Here is a 16,788-nt window from a genome sequence, read left to right on the forward strand (position 1 = left end):
CGAGCTTGTTTTTTGCCTTGTGGTACTATTTTGGTACTAAAGTGAGTTGTGCGGGAATAGAAAATTGATGGCTTGGAATGCTTGCATTCCATAGACAGCAGGTTTCTATTCATATAGGGCGAACGCCCTCCATCGAGATGCAGCGAAGCGGAATCGAGATGGTGCACAGCGGATGACATTATGTTTCACGCATGAGGCCATGTTATTTTCCACTCAAAATACTCGTTAGGAGAAATCTCTCCATTATTTAATTTCGTTTTCATTTCACACCATTCCGAAAGGAAATCATTTACCAATCCATATTCAAAAGTTAATGCGACAGGTGAGCCTGCACTGTCATAATCATCTTCATTGTAAGTTGGTCTGGCAGTCTCGGAAGGTTTTGCAGGTGTCATTGCAGTCAGATGAATCAGGTTGCCGGGAGCTGTATACTCTGGAAATCTTGTGCCTTTTCCACGTGCCGGGAGAGATGTGGCACTTTCTTCAAGCCAGAAAAGTGTTTCGATGATATCTTCAGCAGCACCAAGGCTGTAATCAGAGATTGCCTTGTAATTGCAGTGCAAAGCATCAGCAAGCTTTAGAATCATATCTTCACCGGGAATGCGGGCACCGGTTTCATACTGGGATATACGGACCGACATATTTTTGCCTTCAAATCCAAGTGCACCGCCCAGCTCGTCCATTGTCATTTTACGGAATACCCGTATTTTCTTTATTCTTTCACCAATTGTCATAGTGTAGTTACCTCCGTTTATCTGTCCCTGATGGACTGTTAAAGACAGTATAACACGGAAAAAATGAAAATGGAAGTTTTTCTATACGAAAGCATTAGAAAAACTACTTGACAATTCAATACCGCACGGTATAGAATAATACCAATTCAATTATCTATACGGTATGGTATTGAAAAAAACAACTGAATGAGCGGTATCAGAAATCTAACAGGCATTTGCCAGGACATTCATAGGAATCGAGCGAATGTAGACACTCCCCCAAGCGGACCGAGTACCTCGAGCAGGAGCGGGCGGTATTACAGGAGATCATCTCAGGTAAGGAGGCTGGTTGTGACATCAGCAGAACTGGTATGGAGAAACGCCAAAACAAATTTTAATGGAAAGGTGGTGAAAGGGCATGAACGAAAAGTTTTTAGAAGTAGGAGATGTGATGCAGATTCTTGGAATTTCAAGATCCGCAGCATACAAGCTTATGAGACAGATCAACAGTGAACTTGAAAAGAAGGGTTACATTGTAATCCGTGGAAAAGTAAGCAGAAAATATTTTGAAGAACGCATTTATGGTATGAGTGATGCAGGATAAGCAACAGGTAAGAAGATTGAGACAGAGGCAGGTGCAAAAGTTATATCGGCTTAGGCATCTGCTTTTGCATATGAAAAGAAGGAGATGATGAATATGCCAGCTTATAAAGACAGTAAGACAGGCACCTGGTTCGTCAAATTCTATTGTAAGGACTGGACCGGGGAAAATAAACAGATAAAGAAGAGAGGATTTGCAACAAAAAGAGAAGCGTTGGATTATGAGCGTAATTACAAAATACGGCAGGAGAATAATCTGGATATGACATTTGGAGAGTTCTGGAAGCTGTATACAGAGGATGTGAAAAATTATGTCAAACTCAACACTTGGCTTACAAAAGAACACATTGTGGATACAAAGATACTTCCATATTTTAAGAATCTTAAGATGAATGAGATTACACCGGGAGATGTACGCAAGTGGCAGAATGAGATGGTTGCATTTCGTAATGAGAATGGGAAGAGTTATTCCCAGACTTACAAGAAGACAATGCACAACATCTTAAGTGCGATATTTAACCATGCGTGCAGGTTTTATAATCTGAAATCAAATCCGGCAAGACAGGCCGGAAATATGGGCAGGGAAGAAAAGAAGGAAATGCTTTTCTGGACAACTGAAGAATATAAGAAGTTTTCCGAAGCGGTGATTGACAAGCCGGTTTCATTTTATGCATTTGAAATGCTGTACTGGACGGGAATGAGATTAGGTGAGCTGCTTGCTCTTACGATGGAAGATTTTGATTTTGAAAAGAACACAGTCAGAATAAATAAATCGTATCAGCGACTGCAGGGGCAGGATGTTATTACAACACCGAAAACACCTAAGAGCAACAGAACAATCAAGCTGCCAAAATTCCTTGCGGAAGAAATGCAGGAATATTTTGCAATGTTATATGACCAAAAACCAACAGACAGGATTTTTCTGGTAACAAAGAGCTTCCTTCATCATGAGATGGAGCGTGGCTGCAGATTATCCGGTGTGAAGAAAATCAGAATCCATGATCTAAGGCATTCGCACATTTCACATCTGATTGACCTTGGGTTCTCCGCAGTTGCAATAGCTGACAGGGTAGGTCATGAGAGCATTGATATCACATATCGTTATTCGCATCTGTTTCCATCAAAGCAGGTGGCAATGGCGGACAGACTTGATGCTGTCAATGCGAGCTTTGAGGATTGTGAAGAACAGGATGATGATGTAGAAATCATGCAGACAGAGGAAACAGCACCTATGATTGATATGGATGCGGCTGCGGAAAAGATTATAAGTATTGATAAGTACAAGGCAGTCTGATAATGGCGATGCGAAACATTATGAATCATGCCGGCGAGAGTTTTGCATTATGTATGGATGTGATGTTATGTGGACTTAAGTAAAAGGTTTTATATCGGAAGGAGCAGATTATTATGAGCGAGAAAAGGCTGGATGCCAAGAACAGATGGAGAAATGTTGTGGTAGCATTTCGGATGTCACCGGAGGAAGCGCAGGAGCTGAATGTGAAGGTTTCACTCAGCGGACTTTCAAAACAGGATTATATCATCCAATGTCTGCTGAAGCATGAAATCAAGGTTGTTGGTGGAATAAAGGTGGCAAAGAAAGTACAGGTTCATCTTGATACGATACTGGAAGAATTACAGACGTTAGATGAATCTGACAGAGGTATAGAAGTTGAAGAACTGCTGGTTCCATTAAAGCATGTGCTTGATATCCTGCAGAGTGATGAGAAAGGCGGTAATCATTATGAGTAAAACAACATTTGAAAAGCTTGGTATTCCGTATGAAGAAAAGGATGGAATCTTTTATCCGGTGCTTGTTGCAGGAACAGAAAAGGCAGATATAGATGCAGGAAAGTATGGGCGTATGTGGATTAAATATATCAAGGAAGAATATCCAATGAGATATAAAAGCCTGGTGAGGTTCGGCGAGCTTGAAGAGAGAGCAAATGAAGTCAATGAAACAGCATATGAGCTGCTTGATGATATTGAAGCTAAGTGGCTGAAAAAGCATAAGCCTAAGAATCCAAATTCCTTTACGGAACAGTTACAGCTAAGAACACAGACCAGGATGATGGCAGAGGAAATCGTTATTATGGATGTGGTGATGCAGTTTCATTAGTGTGGGGGCAAAAAGTGCCGTCAAAATGCAAAAGTGGGGGCAAAAAGCGCCGTCAAAACAGCAAAGTGACGGCAAAAAGCGCCACCACTCAAATCAGAGTGAAAAAAGTCATGGTGGCGGAAAGTGCCATCAAAATGGAAAAGTGGTGGCGGAAAATGCCACCAAAACAATAAAGTGATGGCAAAAAGTGCCACCACTTTACAACTCTGGTGGAACTTCAACCACCATATCAGTAATCGTGGTGGTACATTAACCACCACATATCATATACAGGGTGCAGGAGCTCCTGCCAAGACGAAAAATTATGTAAACGCTGATGCGTTTATATTTTTTCGGGAAAAGGTCCGACCTTTTCCGCATCTTGCAAAACCTATAAGCAGAACTTTTGGAAAGGATGAAAAGCAATGGTACAGATAAAAAGAGATTGGTTTGATACAGCATTGAAAAATTACGAAAGGGGAGAAATGTATGGCAGATGGAAAGAGAAGATACAAGTCTGACAGGAAAGATTATAAGATATCGGTGAAGCTGTCAGAAAAAGATATGGATATTCTGAAAGCGGCACTTAAACGGACGAGAATGACAGCAAGTGCCTATATAAGAGAATTAATCCGGACAGGAGGCAATATAGATACAAGTTATCCTGAGGACAGGGCAAGAGCAATCCGTGTTATTGCCGGTATTGCAAATAATATTAATCAGGCGGTAAAGCTTGGCAATTCACATGGGAGGTTGTATTACAGCGACATTGACAAGCTGCAGAACAGTCTGGATGATGTAAAGAAAACATTTGGGGAGGTGCTGGAAGTATGGCGATTACAAAGATCTTAAATATACAGGAATCAGAGGGCAGAAATCCGGCATCGCACTTGAAGAATGCCTTGGAATATATCCAGAACCCGGATAAGACAGAAGAATGTGTACTGGTGGGCGGTATTAACTGCCTGGCGGACACAGCATTTGAGCAGATGGAAGAGACAAAGAATATTTTTCATAAGACGGGTAAAAGGCAGGGCTATCATGTGATCATATCATTTTCACCGGAAGAAAAAGTAAGTGCAGAGCAGGCAATGTATGTGCTGGAGCACTTTGCGAAGAATTTACTGGGAGATGATTATGAGGCTGTGTATGCGGTTCATACTGACAAGGAGCATATGCATGGACATCTGATCTGGAATAGTGTCAGTATGACAACTGGCAAGAAATACAATTCACCTAAAAGCAACTGGAAGAATCATCTCCAGCCTATTACAAATAAATATTGTGATGAACTTGGACTTTCCATAATGCCGGCGGAGTACAGCAGGAACCCTAAGAATATCAGCAGGGACAAGTGGGAAAGAGAAATGTCAATGAAAGAGATAATTCTCAGAGATGCCAAGATGTGTGCGTATGCAGCAGGGAATGTAGAGCATTTTAAATATCTGATGAAACGGCTGGGATATGTATTCAAGAAAGATGCGTGGATGGAGGTGCAGGCACCGGGATTTAGATATTATCATAAACTGGCAAAGCTGGACGAGATGTTTTCAGAAGATATGTTACGGCATTATGTGGATATGCCTTGGATGGCAAAGCCTTACTTTTATTCGTCGGATATCATGGGATTGCACAGAGTGAAGCTGTCACCATATCAGAAGAAATTTTATGCAAAGCTATACAGATTAAGGATTGTAGAGCAGAAGCGTTTTGAGGTTGGTGGAGCAAAGTATACAGAGGATTTGAAAAGGTTTCATCAGTTACAGGACGAATATCTGCTGCTTGTAAATAATGACATCAAAAGTGTTGTGGAGCTTGTGGATTTCATAAGTGAGCAGAAAGAAAAGATCCAGCAGATTGAGGACAGACAGAAGGAGATATACAGAGAAAGTTCTAGTCGGAAACGGAATATTAAGAACGAGGAGCAGTATCGTGAGTACCAGATATGGCATGTGGGAGTGCAGAAAGAACTGGATAAATTGAAGCAGGAGAAAAGAGGGATTAAGAAGCAGTTGCAGCTTGCTGATGGCATTGTGAAAGAAGATTTGTATACAGCTTATTATGTGGTGTCTGGGAAAGAAGAAATCGTTGCAGACAGGGATGTTGATATACCGGGGATGGAAAAGGAGGCTGTGTCAGAGAAAGATGTGGCTGTTGAGCCGGAGACGAATGTTGAGGTAGTGAATCCAGACAATAATCAGAACAATACGTCTGTAATGCCAGATATTCGTAATGCGTCTGATGTAAATACGGCAAGAAGGGATGAAGATATTACTGATGTAACAGGTAAAAGTGAATTTATGGAATCTGAAGAAAAAGTGTCTGTGGACAAAGCTGGCTGGATTGTCAGGAGGATATCAGAGCTTGGTGGTTATGAGAATATTAGTGATTCTGTTAAGGCTGATATATTCGGATTTGATATTGCTGATGTTAGTGGGAGCATATGGTTGTTCTCGGATGTAATGAAAAGGCTTGGGATAAAGCTGGATGGAGACGAAATGTATGAGGAATTCCAGAGAATTTATGATGAGAGTGTTGGTAGAGATGCTGGTAAAGATAAAGCAGAAGATAAGATGTGGAATAGGGGCAGAGGAAGGTAATTCCTCTGTCTCTTCCAGTTATGTATTAGATAGAAAAATATTGATTCACAAATCGAAATATTGGCTATTGAAGGAAGTATAGAAAGTCGCGAGAACGTGCGAAAAAATATTGAGAAAATATTAGATATATGGTATGATGTGATATAGAATTGTTTGATGAAATTTTATATGGAGGATTAGCAATGGCAGTATCATATAAGCGATTGTGGATAAAATTAGCCGAAAAAGAAATGAGCAGAGCGGATTTGAGAAAAAAAGCAGAAATAGCACCTAATACCATGACAAAGCTTGGGAAAAATGAATATGTTGCTATGCCTATTTTAGATAAAATATGTAAAAAATTAGGGACGGATTATGGTGAGATTATGGAGTATGTCCCGGATAAAGAAGAATCAATGGGTGACAAATAACAAGTACAGATTATGGGACAAGTAGTTTGATAAGATGTGTTATATAGTTTGATTTGAAACCGTTATTTTTGGAAAGGAGTGCTTGTATGGATATATTTGAAGGTCTTTCTGAAAGACAGAGAGAAGCAGTCGAAACAATAGATGAAAGGCAGAAAATCAGCTTGAATGGGTCGGGAAAATGAATAATATTCGTAGCAGAGCAGTAGAGATTATAGATGTAGAATTGATTTGTGTTTAGGAGGACAAAGCGGCAGATATAATGTTAAAAGTAGTTGCGTGCGCACGCATATTGATGTATAATACGTTCTGATTGGAGGTATATATCTATGCAACTATTAAAATGGCTTTCCGTAACAGACCGATTTTACAAAATCTATTTGGACAAGCAACTTGCCCCCTATGGAATCAACAACAGTCAATATATGTTCTTAATCAAAATCTGTCGTTCGCCCGGCATTTTACAGGATTCTTTAATGGATATGTTTTATGTTCATCCGAGCAATATTGTACGGACAGTTGCGGCATTAGAAAAGCAGGGAATGATTATGCGTTCCCCAAATGATAAGGATAAGCGGACGTGTAAGCTGTATCCTACGGAACGTGCGCTGTCTGTAATTGATGAGGTACAGACGGTATGCGAAAAGACAGAAGCTCTTTTATTGCAGGGTATGAGCGAATCTGAGCAGAACCTTTTTATGGATTTCTTAATACAGGCGGGCAGAAATATCACATCGGAACTCCATATAGAGAGAAAGGGGGAGGAGTTCAATGACTGAAAATCCTCTGGGCTATGAAAAAATTCCAAAGCTGTTGAAAAATTTTGCTGTTCCCAGTATTGTGGCGTCTCTTGTCGGTTCAATCTACAATATTGTGGATCAGATTTTTATTGGTCAAGGGGTCGGTTATTTGGGAAATGCAGCAACCAATGTTGCCTACCCGTTTTCTACCATCTGCCTTGCCATTGCACTACTGGTCGGAATTGGCAGTTCTTCCCGTGTTTCCCTCTGTCTTGGATGCAAAGAGCCGAAAGCTGCCGCCAAAGCAGCGGGAAATGGTATTGTTCTGATGGGAATTTTCGGAATTATTTATTTGCTGGTTGGAGAAACTTTTCTGCCTTTGCTCCTAAAGGCATTTGGGGCAACGACAGCTGTATTTCCATATGCAAAGCAGTATGCCAGCATAACATTGATTGGAATGCCGTTTCTCATTGTAACGAATGGTATGAGCAATTTGATTCGAGCAGATGGAAAACCAAAGTATTCAATGGCCTGCATGGTTGTGGGAGCTATTATCAATACAATTCTTGACCCCATTTTTATTTTTGTTTGCGATTGGGGAATTGCCGGCGGAGCTTGGGCAACGGTTATTGGGCAAATTTTTTCTTTCACACTCGCACTCCGTTATCTATGGCGTTTCCAAACAATCCATTTTGAAAAAAAGTCGTTTTTATTTGACATTAAAGAAAGCCTGAAAATTTGCAGCATGGGGATAAGCAGCTGCTCAAATCAGATTGCAATTACCGTGATTCAAATCATTCAGTACAATTCGTTGACTTATTACGGCGCATTAACAAAATATGGAACGGATATTCCCTTGGCAGCTTGCGGAATTGTTATGAAAACAAATGCCATAATCCTTGCGATTGTTACAGGAATCTCGCAAGGGATGCAGCCGATTATCGGTTTCAACTATGGAGCAAGGCAATATCATCGGGTACGGGAGGCTTACATGCTTGCAATAAAGTGGAATCTTGTTGTTTCCACTATTGCTTTTATCGCATTTCAATTTTTCCCGCGATCTATCATTTCACTATTCGGAGACGGGGACGAGCTGTATTTTGAATTTGCTGTTTTGTTCATGCGTACCTATATTTTCATGGTGTTGGTAAATGGTGTGCAGTTGCTTTCTTCCGACTTTTTTACCGCAATAGGAAAAGCGTTAAAAGGTGCTCTGTTGGCATTAACAAGGCAGACCTTTTTCTTGATTCCGCTTACCCTGCTGCTCCCGCTTCGTTTCGGAATTATGGGAGTATTGCTAGCGGGGCCTGTTGCTGATTTTTCAGCGTTTGTGCTATCTGTTGTACTGGTGGGTATAGAATTTAAAAAACAAAAAAATGACATGTAAACAGCAAACACTTGTGAATGTCAAGCACTTTGTTGTTTCGGTTAGCATAGATAGTGCAAATTAAGATGGTATCTGAATAGAAAAATACAGTATGCTAAATATTTTACAAGGCTTGGAATCATGTTAAAAAGACATGATTTCAGGTCTTTTTATGTCTTGATACCTTTTTGATACTTTTTCTCTCAGAAAAAATAAGAAACTATTGTACCTACATTCGTGCCTATCTGGATTATCTGACAAATATTCTTCACAAATCACCGGAAGATGTTTCCTGGGAAGAACTGCGTGATCACATCAGATGGTTACAGAAATCCAGAAATATCATAAAGAAAAACTGTATGATTGGGAAGTAGGGATTTAATCTCTACTTCCTTTTTAGTTTACATAACAAAAATATCCTGTTTATTTTGCCAACTATAATATGAAAGTGATTTTGATAAATTGATGAATGATATGAAAAAGGATGATGCTATCCATTAGTACCACAAAATTTCTTATTGCAGAATTAGCGGTTGCAGATTATAATTTCCATAGGTGGACAAGCAAACCGACAGAATATTATTCTGTGAATAGCAAACCAACCTGCAAACCACCAGAACTGCACACAATAATGAAAAAATGCAATGGTACTGGAATGGTACTAAAAATATGTGAAACGAAAAATAATGTGTGGAAAAGACACATATTATCAATACAAAACAGTATAGATAACCATATTAAAACAACCAGAATCAAACCAAACTTTGCGAGTTTGAATAATTTACAATTTTATACAGATTATTTTAACTGGCAGATAGTCCGCAGATTATCTGCCAGTACATATATTATTTCAAAATTATGTTTATGAATGGAGATTTTGTTGCCGGATGAAGCAAGAGAATAATAAAGATTAGTGGTAAAATTAAATTTAGTGCGTATAGATAAAGACGGAAAGGAGGATTCATAATGGGAATAGTAGTAAAGAGTTTTGATATTGGTCAGGGGGATTTTTTTTTAATTAAGGTTTCCAATGCAACAGGAAAATATTTCAATTTGGTGGTTGACTGCGGAAAAGCGAATGTGTTAGAGGATTTAAAGAATGCTTTGAATGGACAGCAATTAAACGGTATTGTGGTTACACATGTGGATAATGATCATATTGTAGGAGTCATAGATTTGCTGGAGAATTATAATACTTATGATTTTTTGAATAATGTATTCATCATATATAATAAATATGATGAGACGCTTATCACATATGACAAAGGAAATAAGTTGTATGAGGAAATAAGACGTCGGTTATCACAAAAAAAGCTGATAAAAAGCTATGCTAGAAATTATAATAGGGAAAATAAAGTGATTGAGCGTCGAAGACAAAAAGAAGAGCTTCCCGTACATATTTTATCAAAAGTACAACGAGGTTTAATGAGTGCTGATATGTTGGAGAATGACCATGTATATATTACTATGCTTTCCCCTGATATTGACACATTGAAAAAGCTTATGAGAAATTGGAAAAATGTAACAGAAAGCTCTGCCAAAGTAAAAGAGGATAGTAATTTAAAAAATCAAAGTTCAATTTCTTTTTTATTAGAGTTCAATAAAAAAAAGGTGCTTATGATGGGGGATGGGATTGTGAAAGAGGTGTATGAGATACTGAAGGAGTTCAAGGGCGTGGAACATATTGACTATATAAAACTATCTCACCATGGTGCAAAAAATAATAATGAAGGAATTGAGAAATTTGTAGATACATTTTCTTGTAAACAGTATGGAGTTACAATTAAGAAAGGGCAAACTGGAGAAAACAAGCATCCGGATAGAGATATTATTAAAGGGTTATTCGAACGTGGGTGTAAGATTTATACCAGTACCGATTATGAATGTACAGAACCTACAGATTTGGTTCATAGAATAGAAAAGAAATCGGAAATAGGTGTATAGCATATGATGAAAAATCTTGTATTTATTGAAACATATAGCCGACATGGTAGTGGAATTATATTTCCTTGCAAAGGCAAGGATAGAAATTCATATATTGTTATTACCAATTATCATGTTGTCAGGGAGTTGAAGGAGAGTGTTTCAGATATCAAAGACTATGTCAATTTGGAGATTTATGACAATCAGGGGAGAAGTATTGAGAAGGAATATATAAAGAATATTGAAATTGCTTATGGAGAAGTATTCGATAATGAAAATGATATTGCTGCGTTGTTAGTGGTTCTGGATGAAGCAATTAATATAGAGTTTGAAGAGTATGTTAGTTTTGAAAACGTAGAAGATACACAAGTATTTACTGAAGGATATCCACAAATATTAAATGATTGTGACATAAATCGAAGATTGTGTTTGGAAGGAAAGAGAGAAAGTACCTTTCCGGAGATGGACAAGTTGGGAATTTATAAATTAACAGACAGCATACATTGGTATAAGGAATTCACAGATAAGGATTTATTGGACGGATTATCAGGAGGTCCTGTTTATATGCAGAGACAAGGTGTTAGATACCTAATAGGAATCAACCAGTCTCTATGTAATGTGGGAGATGGGAATAATCCCTTTAAAATAGTATATTTCATCCAAATTCGTCAAGTTTTTGAATGGCTGAGAAACCAGGGAATTATTTTGTTTGAGTATAATAGTGGGAAGATTCAGATTGAGTGGATATTTCATGGAGATAAAGCAGAAGAGGCACGGGATATTAATATTCTGATGTTAGGAGGTAGTGGAGCCGGAAAATCATCCTTCATTAAGGAATTAATGTTACATGGTAAAGAAGTGAATGCCTCAGGAGATGGTCAAACTACGAGGATGGATATTAATTATGAATTGATGGACTATTGTGAGAAACCAATGGTAGATGTGAAGATATTGACAAAAGATAAATTTTCTAAAAAAATGATGAAACAGACACATCTAAATGTAATACAATATATTTTTATTGATTTATTTGACCTTCCGTATATTGATTTGACTATGAATATGCTGGGTTATGTAAAAATGCTTTTGCCCAAGTTAGAGTTCTTGTCGGCAGCATTGAAAGAAACAAAAAGTATTGAAAGAATAAATAAGGTTCTGGCAGACATGAAAGATATTATCTGCAAGGATGATGAAGTCGAGCAAAAAGAAATTGAACTCTTATATGATGACATGCTTAGAACACTGGCAATGATTTCCAAAGAGGAAAAGATAACAGAACAGCAGTTGTCTGCCATTCTTCGTACAGAGGATTTTGAAAAATATCGTGAACAGATTAAGGAAAGTTGCGCTGTTGGGCAGATATCATTGCATGATTATATTGGAGCAGTTATAAAAGGGGAATTTACGAGTGAGGTTGGAGAATTACCTAATAAAACAAATGTCTTTGATGTGATAAATGTGTGTAGTGGCTTTTTTGATATTAGAGAGTTTTATTATTTAAATAGCACTTTTGAAACTGATACAAGTCAGTTATTTAGCGAATTTTCTGATAGCATTAAAACAATTTTTAGTTTTTATAAAGAAAATTCAGATGAGGATGAAATAGAAAATAAAACATTAAAGAATTACTATGAAAAGCTCTATGAAAACATTGTTTCTGCAATAGGCGAATATCATGGTATTGATTTTGTGGCTCAACATTATAATTGGAAGATAAATTTGGAAGATATGGGAAAAAGTGAGAAAGTCTTTCTTGAATTGTGTCTCAAAGTGGTGAAAGGAAAATCCTTATCAGGAATTGTTGAGAAAATTAAGATTGAGGATTCTATATCGAATAACTATGCCTATATATTGAAGCAAAAAGGATTAAGGAAGATATGCTTTATAGATACCTGCGGTCTGGATCATATTGAACGGGGGCTGGGTATAAAAAAACATTTAAATCAGATGTTCACCGAGTACAGTGACAATAAGGTGATGTTTGATGCCATTTTTTATATAAAGAAGTTGGATGCAGGCAGACCCACCGAATTACAGAGGATACTTCCTCTTTTATATAATGCTTGTCCAGGTAAGCCGCTTTTTTGTATATTTACAGGAGCAGATATCTTTTATGTGGGAAGGGAAGATATTTTAATTGAAAGAGAGTGGAGCAGACATAATTATGAATTGTGCAAAAAACTTGATGATAATATATTTCCTAAAAGTGTCTCATATTTTTATGAAGATGAAAGTATTGTTGAACAAATGCCTTGTTCTAAAGAGTGGAAAAAGATTATTTACCATGTGATAACGGAGAATTTGATTCCATTTGTTGCAGATACACGGATTAGAAATAAACCAGAATATATTATTTCTAACAGAAGATATCTGAAAAAACTGTTTGAGGCGATTCTATTAGATGAATGGAATATAGGATACTTTGATATCGGCCAAATAAATGAATTAATGAAAGATACTAAATTTTCAAATGCTCTTAAAGAGGATATTAGTAGAATGTTTGAAAAGGCATCCTTATTTGATTGGAATCGTAAGCATCATATGACAGTAAATGCTAATGTCACAAGACTACTTGGGAAAAATTCGGAGAATAGTGCAGGATATAATGGAGTATCAGAGGATCGGTGGGATTGTTTGTTAAAGGTAGGTTATCAGGAAGTCTTTTTGATGGGAAATAGTAAAACAATTAATTTGTTATGTGAAAACCAAATTGGAAAAAGTATATGGGAAAGTATGTTTGCAAAGCTAAAGAACGATATAATTGCTGTGGATATGAGATATAAAAGTGTTGAAAAGGAGGATGACAAAACAGAATTTAGGAAGAGCTTTGAAAAAATGTACGATAAAGAATCTGGACACAAATATAATCCCTTTTCTGATGATGATAAAGAGTTAAAATTAGATAATCAGGCAGAAAAAAGAGCATATTTGGCAGATGTGTGCGATTTCACCAAGGGAATTGAACGGGGTGAAATTATTAATCCTTTTGTAGAGATTTTTAAAAATGAAATTAAGGATTATATAAAGGACCAGAACAAAAAAAGAATGGAATTATTATTACAGTATCGGTCTGACTTTAAAGAAAAAATATATGATGTTATTGACGAAATTAAATATGTTGTAGGTGAGGGAAATGAGCCATGGATAATTAATATGATAAAGGAAGTTATTGAACTGAGAAAGAAATCATAGGGATTATTCATTTTGTGTCAGAGAATATTGTTTTGTTCGACGAATTTGGCTTTATAAGTCGTGGCAACACTTTGGCAACAGAAAATCAGTAAGTCAAAATAAAGTGTGGAGACAGAGTAAAATATCGGCGTATTTCAAACATAACTTAAACAAAATAGTTTAAGTTAAAACGATGACTTGCCGAGTTTGAGTAGGGAAAAAACGCTCGGAATGCCCGAAAACACTGGATTTACAGGAAACGTGGTTGCAAAATTGGTTGCAAAAAAGTGTTATCAATTTGTTATCAGAATGATTTTAATATGTAGATAGGGAATGTCGCAGAGGAATCTGCGGCATTTGTTGTAGGTAGATGATATCATGGAATAAATAAGATTAGTGTGCTAGAATGAAGTTATAAGTAAAATGATAGAAAGGAAACTTGATATGTCAATAATTTTGATTAACGCGCGAAGCAGTATCAGAATTAAAGGAACGAAGGTGGTATATTTTGATCCGTTTAAGATTGCGGAGGAGAGACATGACGCAGATTTTATTTTTGTGACGCATGAGCATTATGACCATTTTTCACCGGAAGATATTAGAAAAGTTTCTAAAGAGCAGACGATATTAGTTGCACCATATAGTATGAAACAGGTTGTATATGAACAAGTCGGTAAAATGGTAAGATGTGCAGTGTGATATTTTGCTTGTGCCTTGCGGCGGAAAATATACTTTTGACGTTAAGGAAGCTGCTGAGTTTACACAAAAGATTAAACCTAAAAAGGTTATACCGACTCATTACACGGATGTAATTGGAGAGTCTGAGGTTGGGGATAGATTCAAAAGAGCAACCATGGAATTGTCGCAAGATATTGAGATTGAAGTAATGTTATAAGAACGAATTTAATAAAGAGTTTTAAATGTAGGAGTGAACATATATGATACGTGGCATTGCCATTATGGGATTGAACGGGTGCGGAAAATCTACACTTGCACATACTATTGCAAAAAGACTTGATTTTTATGAGATGGATGTAGAAGATTATTATTTTCCGGAACAAAAGAACTCTCGCCAAGCTGTTCTGGAACAACAATATGATGTTAAATGTGAGTATAAAGGGGAACTTCCGTATTCTATGCCACGCTCAGCAAAAGAAGTGCAGGAAATGATCCGTAATGACATAGAAAAGCATCCGCAGTTTGTTATTTCTGGCGTAACAATGAATTGGGATGAGGATATATTGTCTTTGATAGATGTAGCATTTATTCTTGAGGTTCCTGCGGAGGAACGGGTGAAGCGGGTACAACATCGGGAAGAGGTTAGGTTTGGTTCACGTGTTATGTCTGGCGGAGATATGTATGAGCAGCAAAAGGCATTTAGAGAAATTATTGGTAATAGAAGCAACGAACGGGTTGAAGAAAGTGCCAATAGGTTGCATTGTAAGAAAGTGAGATTAGATGGTACGAAAAGCATTGAAGATAGTATCGGTCGTATTATGTGTGTATTAGAGGAAATTGGTATAGGGTGAGTGCCGCAGAGTGTATCTGTGGCATTTCTTGCAGTTAGAAGGATGTAAAAAAAGCAAAAACGGAAAAGTTTTTCGGAAAAGTCGCGTTATTATATAAGTGTAGCTACAAAAAAACGGAAAGGAGTGTAAGCGTGTACAAAGAAATAATACAAGATAGTATTGACTATATTGAAGAAAACATCAAATGTGATATTTCAGCATCGGAATTGAGCGAAAAAGCCGGATTTTCATTGTTCCACTATTATAGATTGTTTCAGACTGCAGTTGGAATGCCTGTAATGCAGTATATATTAAGGCGCAGATTGCTGAATGCCATTTATGACATAGAATGTGGAAATAAAATGATTGATGTGGCATTGTTATATGGTTTTGAAACCCATGCCGGTTTTTACAAAGCATTTGTACGTGAATTTGGATGTACACCTGCACAGTACTTGAAACTGCATAGGGTGAAAAAGCCTTATAGAATCAATATTGTTAAGGAGGAACATGTAATGGTTACACATAAAAAAGCGACAAGTATTTTAAAGAAGTGGGGATTGGAGAATGAAACCATTTCTGATATTTACTACGAAGGAAGCGGTAACAGGAATGAGAATGCTTTCTATATTGGCAAGGACTATGTTTTAAAATTTTCAGCAAACTTGGGTAAACTTAAGAATCACATTACCATTTCGAAAGCATTGGAAAATGCGGGATTGTTTGTAGCGACACCGGTGAAAACTTTGGAAGGAGAGGAATATATCGCAGATGGAGAGCTATATTTTTGCTTATCAAAACGCTTGGAAGGTCAGCAGATAAAGATTAACAACATGTATGAAGATGATTTGGTAGGGAATGCTCGTTTCGTAGGCGAAGTGATAGGGCAGCTCAGTAAAGCATTGGAAAATGTGGAGGTATTGGTGAAAGATGCCAATATCTATGAGAGTGTTAAAAACTGGGCGATTCCGCAACTAAGAGGAAAGATTAATGTATCGGAAGAGGTTTTTGTGGATTATGTAGAAAACTTTGGAAAGATATTGAAGAATCTTCCTGTACAAGTGATTCACAGGGACCCTAATCTCGGAAATATCATTGTAGCTGAAGATAAATGGGGATTCATTGACTTTGAATTGAGCGAAAGAAATATCAGAATTTTTGACCCTTGTTATGCGGCAACAGCTATTCTGTCAGAAAGTTTTGAGTTTGGAAATGAATCCAAATTAGCGAAGTGGATTCAGATATATAAAAACATCATCTACGGATATGATGATGTAGTAAAACTTACAGCTGCAGAGAAAAAAGCAGTGCCGTATGTGGTTTTGTCCAATCAGTTGATTGCACTTGCCTGGTTTGAAGGGAAGGAAAAGTACCAAGAAATATTTGAAATCAACAAAAAGATGACGGAATGGCTTGTGTCTGTATGGAGAGAGTTAAGTGTCGAGTGAGAATACGATTTATAATCGATTGTTCTTGAAATGAGTTGGATATTGTATTAATGCCGCGGGGGGATGCGACTCGCTCCTGCGGCATTCCTGATTTTGAGTATAAAGTTATACTTAAATATGTACAATAAATATTAAATAAGAATGTACAAATGTTATGATATATGGGTTATAAGGAGGAACTCATGATGATATTAAAGAATCAAATCATAACAAACAT

At 37.2% G+C, this 16,788-nt stretch carries 18 protein-coding genes; 17 read left to right on the forward strand and 1 reads right to left on the reverse strand.

Features of this window, described 5'->3' with window-relative positions; translation table 11 throughout:
• Positions 1-185 precede the first annotated feature (185 nt).
• Positions 186-734, reverse strand: a complete 549-nt coding sequence (locus tag KQI85_RS05640) for a helix-turn-helix transcriptional regulator (protein ID WP_022292935.1) — start codon at positions 732-734, stop codon at positions 186-188.
• A 397-nt stretch (positions 735-1,131) separates the two neighbouring features.
• On the opposite strand from KQI85_RS05640, the gene KQI85_RS05645 reads away from it, so the two are divergent.
• The 17 genes from KQI85_RS05645 to KQI85_RS05720 all read left to right on the forward strand — a co-directional run bounded on the left by KQI85_RS05645 (position 1,132) and on the right by KQI85_RS05720 (position 16,571).
• Positions 1,132-1,317 (forward strand): AlpA family phage regulatory protein, encoded by a 186-nt coding sequence (locus tag KQI85_RS05645; protein WP_015560978.1) that lies wholly within the window; start codon positions 1,132-1,134, stop codon positions 1,315-1,317.
• Positions 1,318-1,410: 93 nt separating this feature from the next.
• On the forward strand, positions 1,411-2,607 hold the full coding sequence (locus KQI85_RS05650; RefSeq protein WP_075680665.1) for a site-specific integrase: 1,197 nt from the start codon (positions 1,411-1,413) through the stop codon (positions 2,605-2,607).
• A gap of 113 nt (positions 2,608-2,720) precedes the next feature.
• Positions 2,721-3,062: a hypothetical protein gene (locus tag KQI85_RS05655; protein WP_075680664.1), complete on the forward strand. Its 342-nt coding sequence runs from the start codon at positions 2,721-2,723 to the stop codon at positions 3,060-3,062.
• Positions 3,055-3,429 carry a TnpV protein gene (locus KQI85_RS05660; protein ID WP_075680663.1) on the forward strand — a complete coding sequence of 125 codons (375 nt, stop codon included), beginning with the start codon at positions 3,055-3,057 and terminating at the stop codon, positions 3,427-3,429. The genes KQI85_RS05655 and KQI85_RS05660 overlap by 8 nt, the downstream gene beginning before the upstream one ends.
• Before the next feature lie 123 nt (positions 3,430-3,552).
• Positions 3,553-3,846, forward strand: coding sequence for a hypothetical protein (locus KQI85_RS05665; RefSeq protein ID WP_143524750.1), 294 nt, complete (start codon positions 3,553-3,555; stop codon positions 3,844-3,846).
• A 51-nt stretch (positions 3,847-3,897) separates the two neighbouring features.
• Entirely contained in the window at positions 3,898-4,260 is a 363-nt protein-coding gene (gene mobC, locus KQI85_RS05670) for a plasmid mobilization relaxosome protein MobC (RefSeq protein ID WP_075680661.1), read from the forward strand.
• Positions 4,239-6,008, forward strand: coding sequence for a relaxase/mobilization nuclease domain-containing protein (locus KQI85_RS05675; protein ID WP_216560028.1), 1,770 nt, complete (start codon positions 4,239-4,241; stop codon positions 6,006-6,008). The genes mobC and KQI85_RS05675 overlap by 22 nt, the downstream gene beginning before the upstream one ends.
• 182 nt (positions 6,009-6,190) lie before the next feature.
• Positions 6,191-6,418: a helix-turn-helix transcriptional regulator gene (locus KQI85_RS05680; protein ID WP_075680659.1), complete on the forward strand. Its 228-nt coding sequence runs from the start codon at positions 6,191-6,193 to the stop codon at positions 6,416-6,418.
• Between the two features lie 178 nt (positions 6,419-6,596).
• A complete protein-coding gene (locus KQI85_RS16495; RefSeq protein WP_253292202.1) occupies positions 6,597-6,656 on the forward strand; it encodes a TnpV protein in 60 nt (19 codons plus the stop codon).
• A gap of 88 nt (positions 6,657-6,744) precedes the next feature.
• The gene (locus tag KQI85_RS05690; RefSeq protein WP_118508147.1) at positions 6,745-7,194 is read left to right on the forward strand and encodes a MarR family winged helix-turn-helix transcriptional regulator; all 450 of its coding nucleotides are present in this window, start codon (positions 6,745-6,747) and stop codon (positions 7,192-7,194) included.
• The gene (locus tag KQI85_RS05695; RefSeq protein WP_216507395.1) at positions 7,187-8,542 is read left to right on the forward strand and encodes an MATE family efflux transporter; all 1,356 of its coding nucleotides are present in this window, start codon (positions 7,187-7,189) and stop codon (positions 8,540-8,542) included. The genes KQI85_RS05690 and KQI85_RS05695 overlap by 8 nt, the downstream gene beginning before the upstream one ends.
• A gap of 945 nt (positions 8,543-9,487) precedes the next feature.
• Positions 9,488-10,465: an MBL fold metallo-hydrolase gene (locus KQI85_RS05700; RefSeq protein ID WP_216575119.1), complete on the forward strand. Its 978-nt coding sequence runs from the start codon at positions 9,488-9,490 to the stop codon at positions 10,463-10,465.
• Between the two features lie 3 nt (positions 10,466-10,468).
• Entirely contained in the window at positions 10,469-13,636 is a 3,168-nt protein-coding gene (locus KQI85_RS05705) for a hypothetical protein (RefSeq protein ID WP_216575120.1), read from the forward strand.
• A 402-nt stretch (positions 13,637-14,038) separates the two neighbouring features.
• The gene (locus KQI85_RS16500) at positions 14,039-14,314 is read left to right on the forward strand and encodes an MBL fold metallo-hydrolase (RefSeq protein ID WP_253293759.1); all 276 of its coding nucleotides are present in this window, start codon (positions 14,039-14,041) and stop codon (positions 14,312-14,314) included.
• Positions 14,304-14,510, forward strand: a complete 207-nt coding sequence (locus KQI85_RS16505) for an MBL fold metallo-hydrolase (protein ID WP_371820554.1) — start codon at positions 14,304-14,306, stop codon at positions 14,508-14,510. The genes KQI85_RS16500 and KQI85_RS16505 overlap by 11 nt, the downstream gene beginning before the upstream one ends.
• A gap of 43 nt (positions 14,511-14,553) precedes the next feature.
• Positions 14,554-15,144: an AAA family ATPase gene (locus tag KQI85_RS05715; RefSeq protein WP_216575121.1), complete on the forward strand. Its 591-nt coding sequence runs from the start codon at positions 14,554-14,556 to the stop codon at positions 15,142-15,144.
• 131 nt (positions 15,145-15,275) lie between these two features.
• The gene (locus KQI85_RS05720) at positions 15,276-16,571 is read left to right on the forward strand and encodes a helix-turn-helix domain-containing protein (RefSeq protein WP_216575122.1); all 1,296 of its coding nucleotides are present in this window, start codon (positions 15,276-15,278) and stop codon (positions 16,569-16,571) included.
• The last annotated feature ends 217 nt before the right edge of the window (positions 16,572-16,788 follow it).

This window comes from Falcatimonas sp. MSJ-15 (assembly GCF_018918265.1).
In the GTDB taxonomy this organism is placed as follows: domain Bacteria; phylum Bacillota; class Clostridia; order Lachnospirales; family Lachnospiraceae; genus Falcatimonas.

Coding starts and splice junctions, on each gene's coding strand:
- KQI85_RS05640 (WP_022292935.1), bottom strand. CDS start 734: ATGACAATTGGTGAAAGAATAAAGAAAATACGGGTATTCCGTAAAATG.
- KQI85_RS05645 (WP_015560978.1), top strand. CDS start 1,132: ATGAACGAAAAGTTTTTAGAAGTAGGAGATGTGATGCAGATTCTTGGA.
- KQI85_RS05650 (WP_075680665.1), top strand. CDS start 1,411: ATGCCAGCTTATAAAGACAGTAAGACAGGCACCTGGTTCGTCAAATTC.
- KQI85_RS05655 (WP_075680664.1), top strand. CDS start 2,721: ATGAGCGAGAAAAGGCTGGATGCCAAGAACAGATGGAGAAATGTTGTG.
- KQI85_RS05660 (WP_075680663.1), top strand. CDS start 3,055: ATGAGTAAAACAACATTTGAAAAGCTTGGTATTCCGTATGAAGAAAAG.
- mobC (WP_075680661.1), top strand. CDS start 3,898: ATGGCAGATGGAAAGAGAAGATACAAGTCTGACAGGAAAGATTATAAG.
- KQI85_RS05675 (WP_216560028.1), top strand. CDS start 4,239: ATGGCGATTACAAAGATCTTAAATATACAGGAATCAGAGGGCAGAAAT.
- KQI85_RS05680 (WP_075680659.1), top strand. CDS start 6,191: ATGGCAGTATCATATAAGCGATTGTGGATAAAATTAGCCGAAAAAGAA.
- KQI85_RS05690 (WP_118508147.1), top strand. CDS start 6,745: ATGCAACTATTAAAATGGCTTTCCGTAACAGACCGATTTTACAAAATC.
- KQI85_RS05695 (WP_216507395.1), top strand. CDS start 7,187: ATGACTGAAAATCCTCTGGGCTATGAAAAAATTCCAAAGCTGTTGAAA.
- KQI85_RS05700 (WP_216575119.1), top strand. CDS start 9,488: ATGGGAATAGTAGTAAAGAGTTTTGATATTGGTCAGGGGGATTTTTTT.
- KQI85_RS05705 (WP_216575120.1), top strand. CDS start 10,469: ATGATGAAAAATCTTGTATTTATTGAAACATATAGCCGACATGGTAGT.
- KQI85_RS16500 (WP_253293759.1), top strand. CDS start 14,039: ATGATAGAAAGGAAACTTGATATGTCAATAATTTTGATTAACGCGCGA.
- KQI85_RS05715 (WP_216575121.1), top strand. CDS start 14,554: ATGATACGTGGCATTGCCATTATGGGATTGAACGGGTGCGGAAAATCT.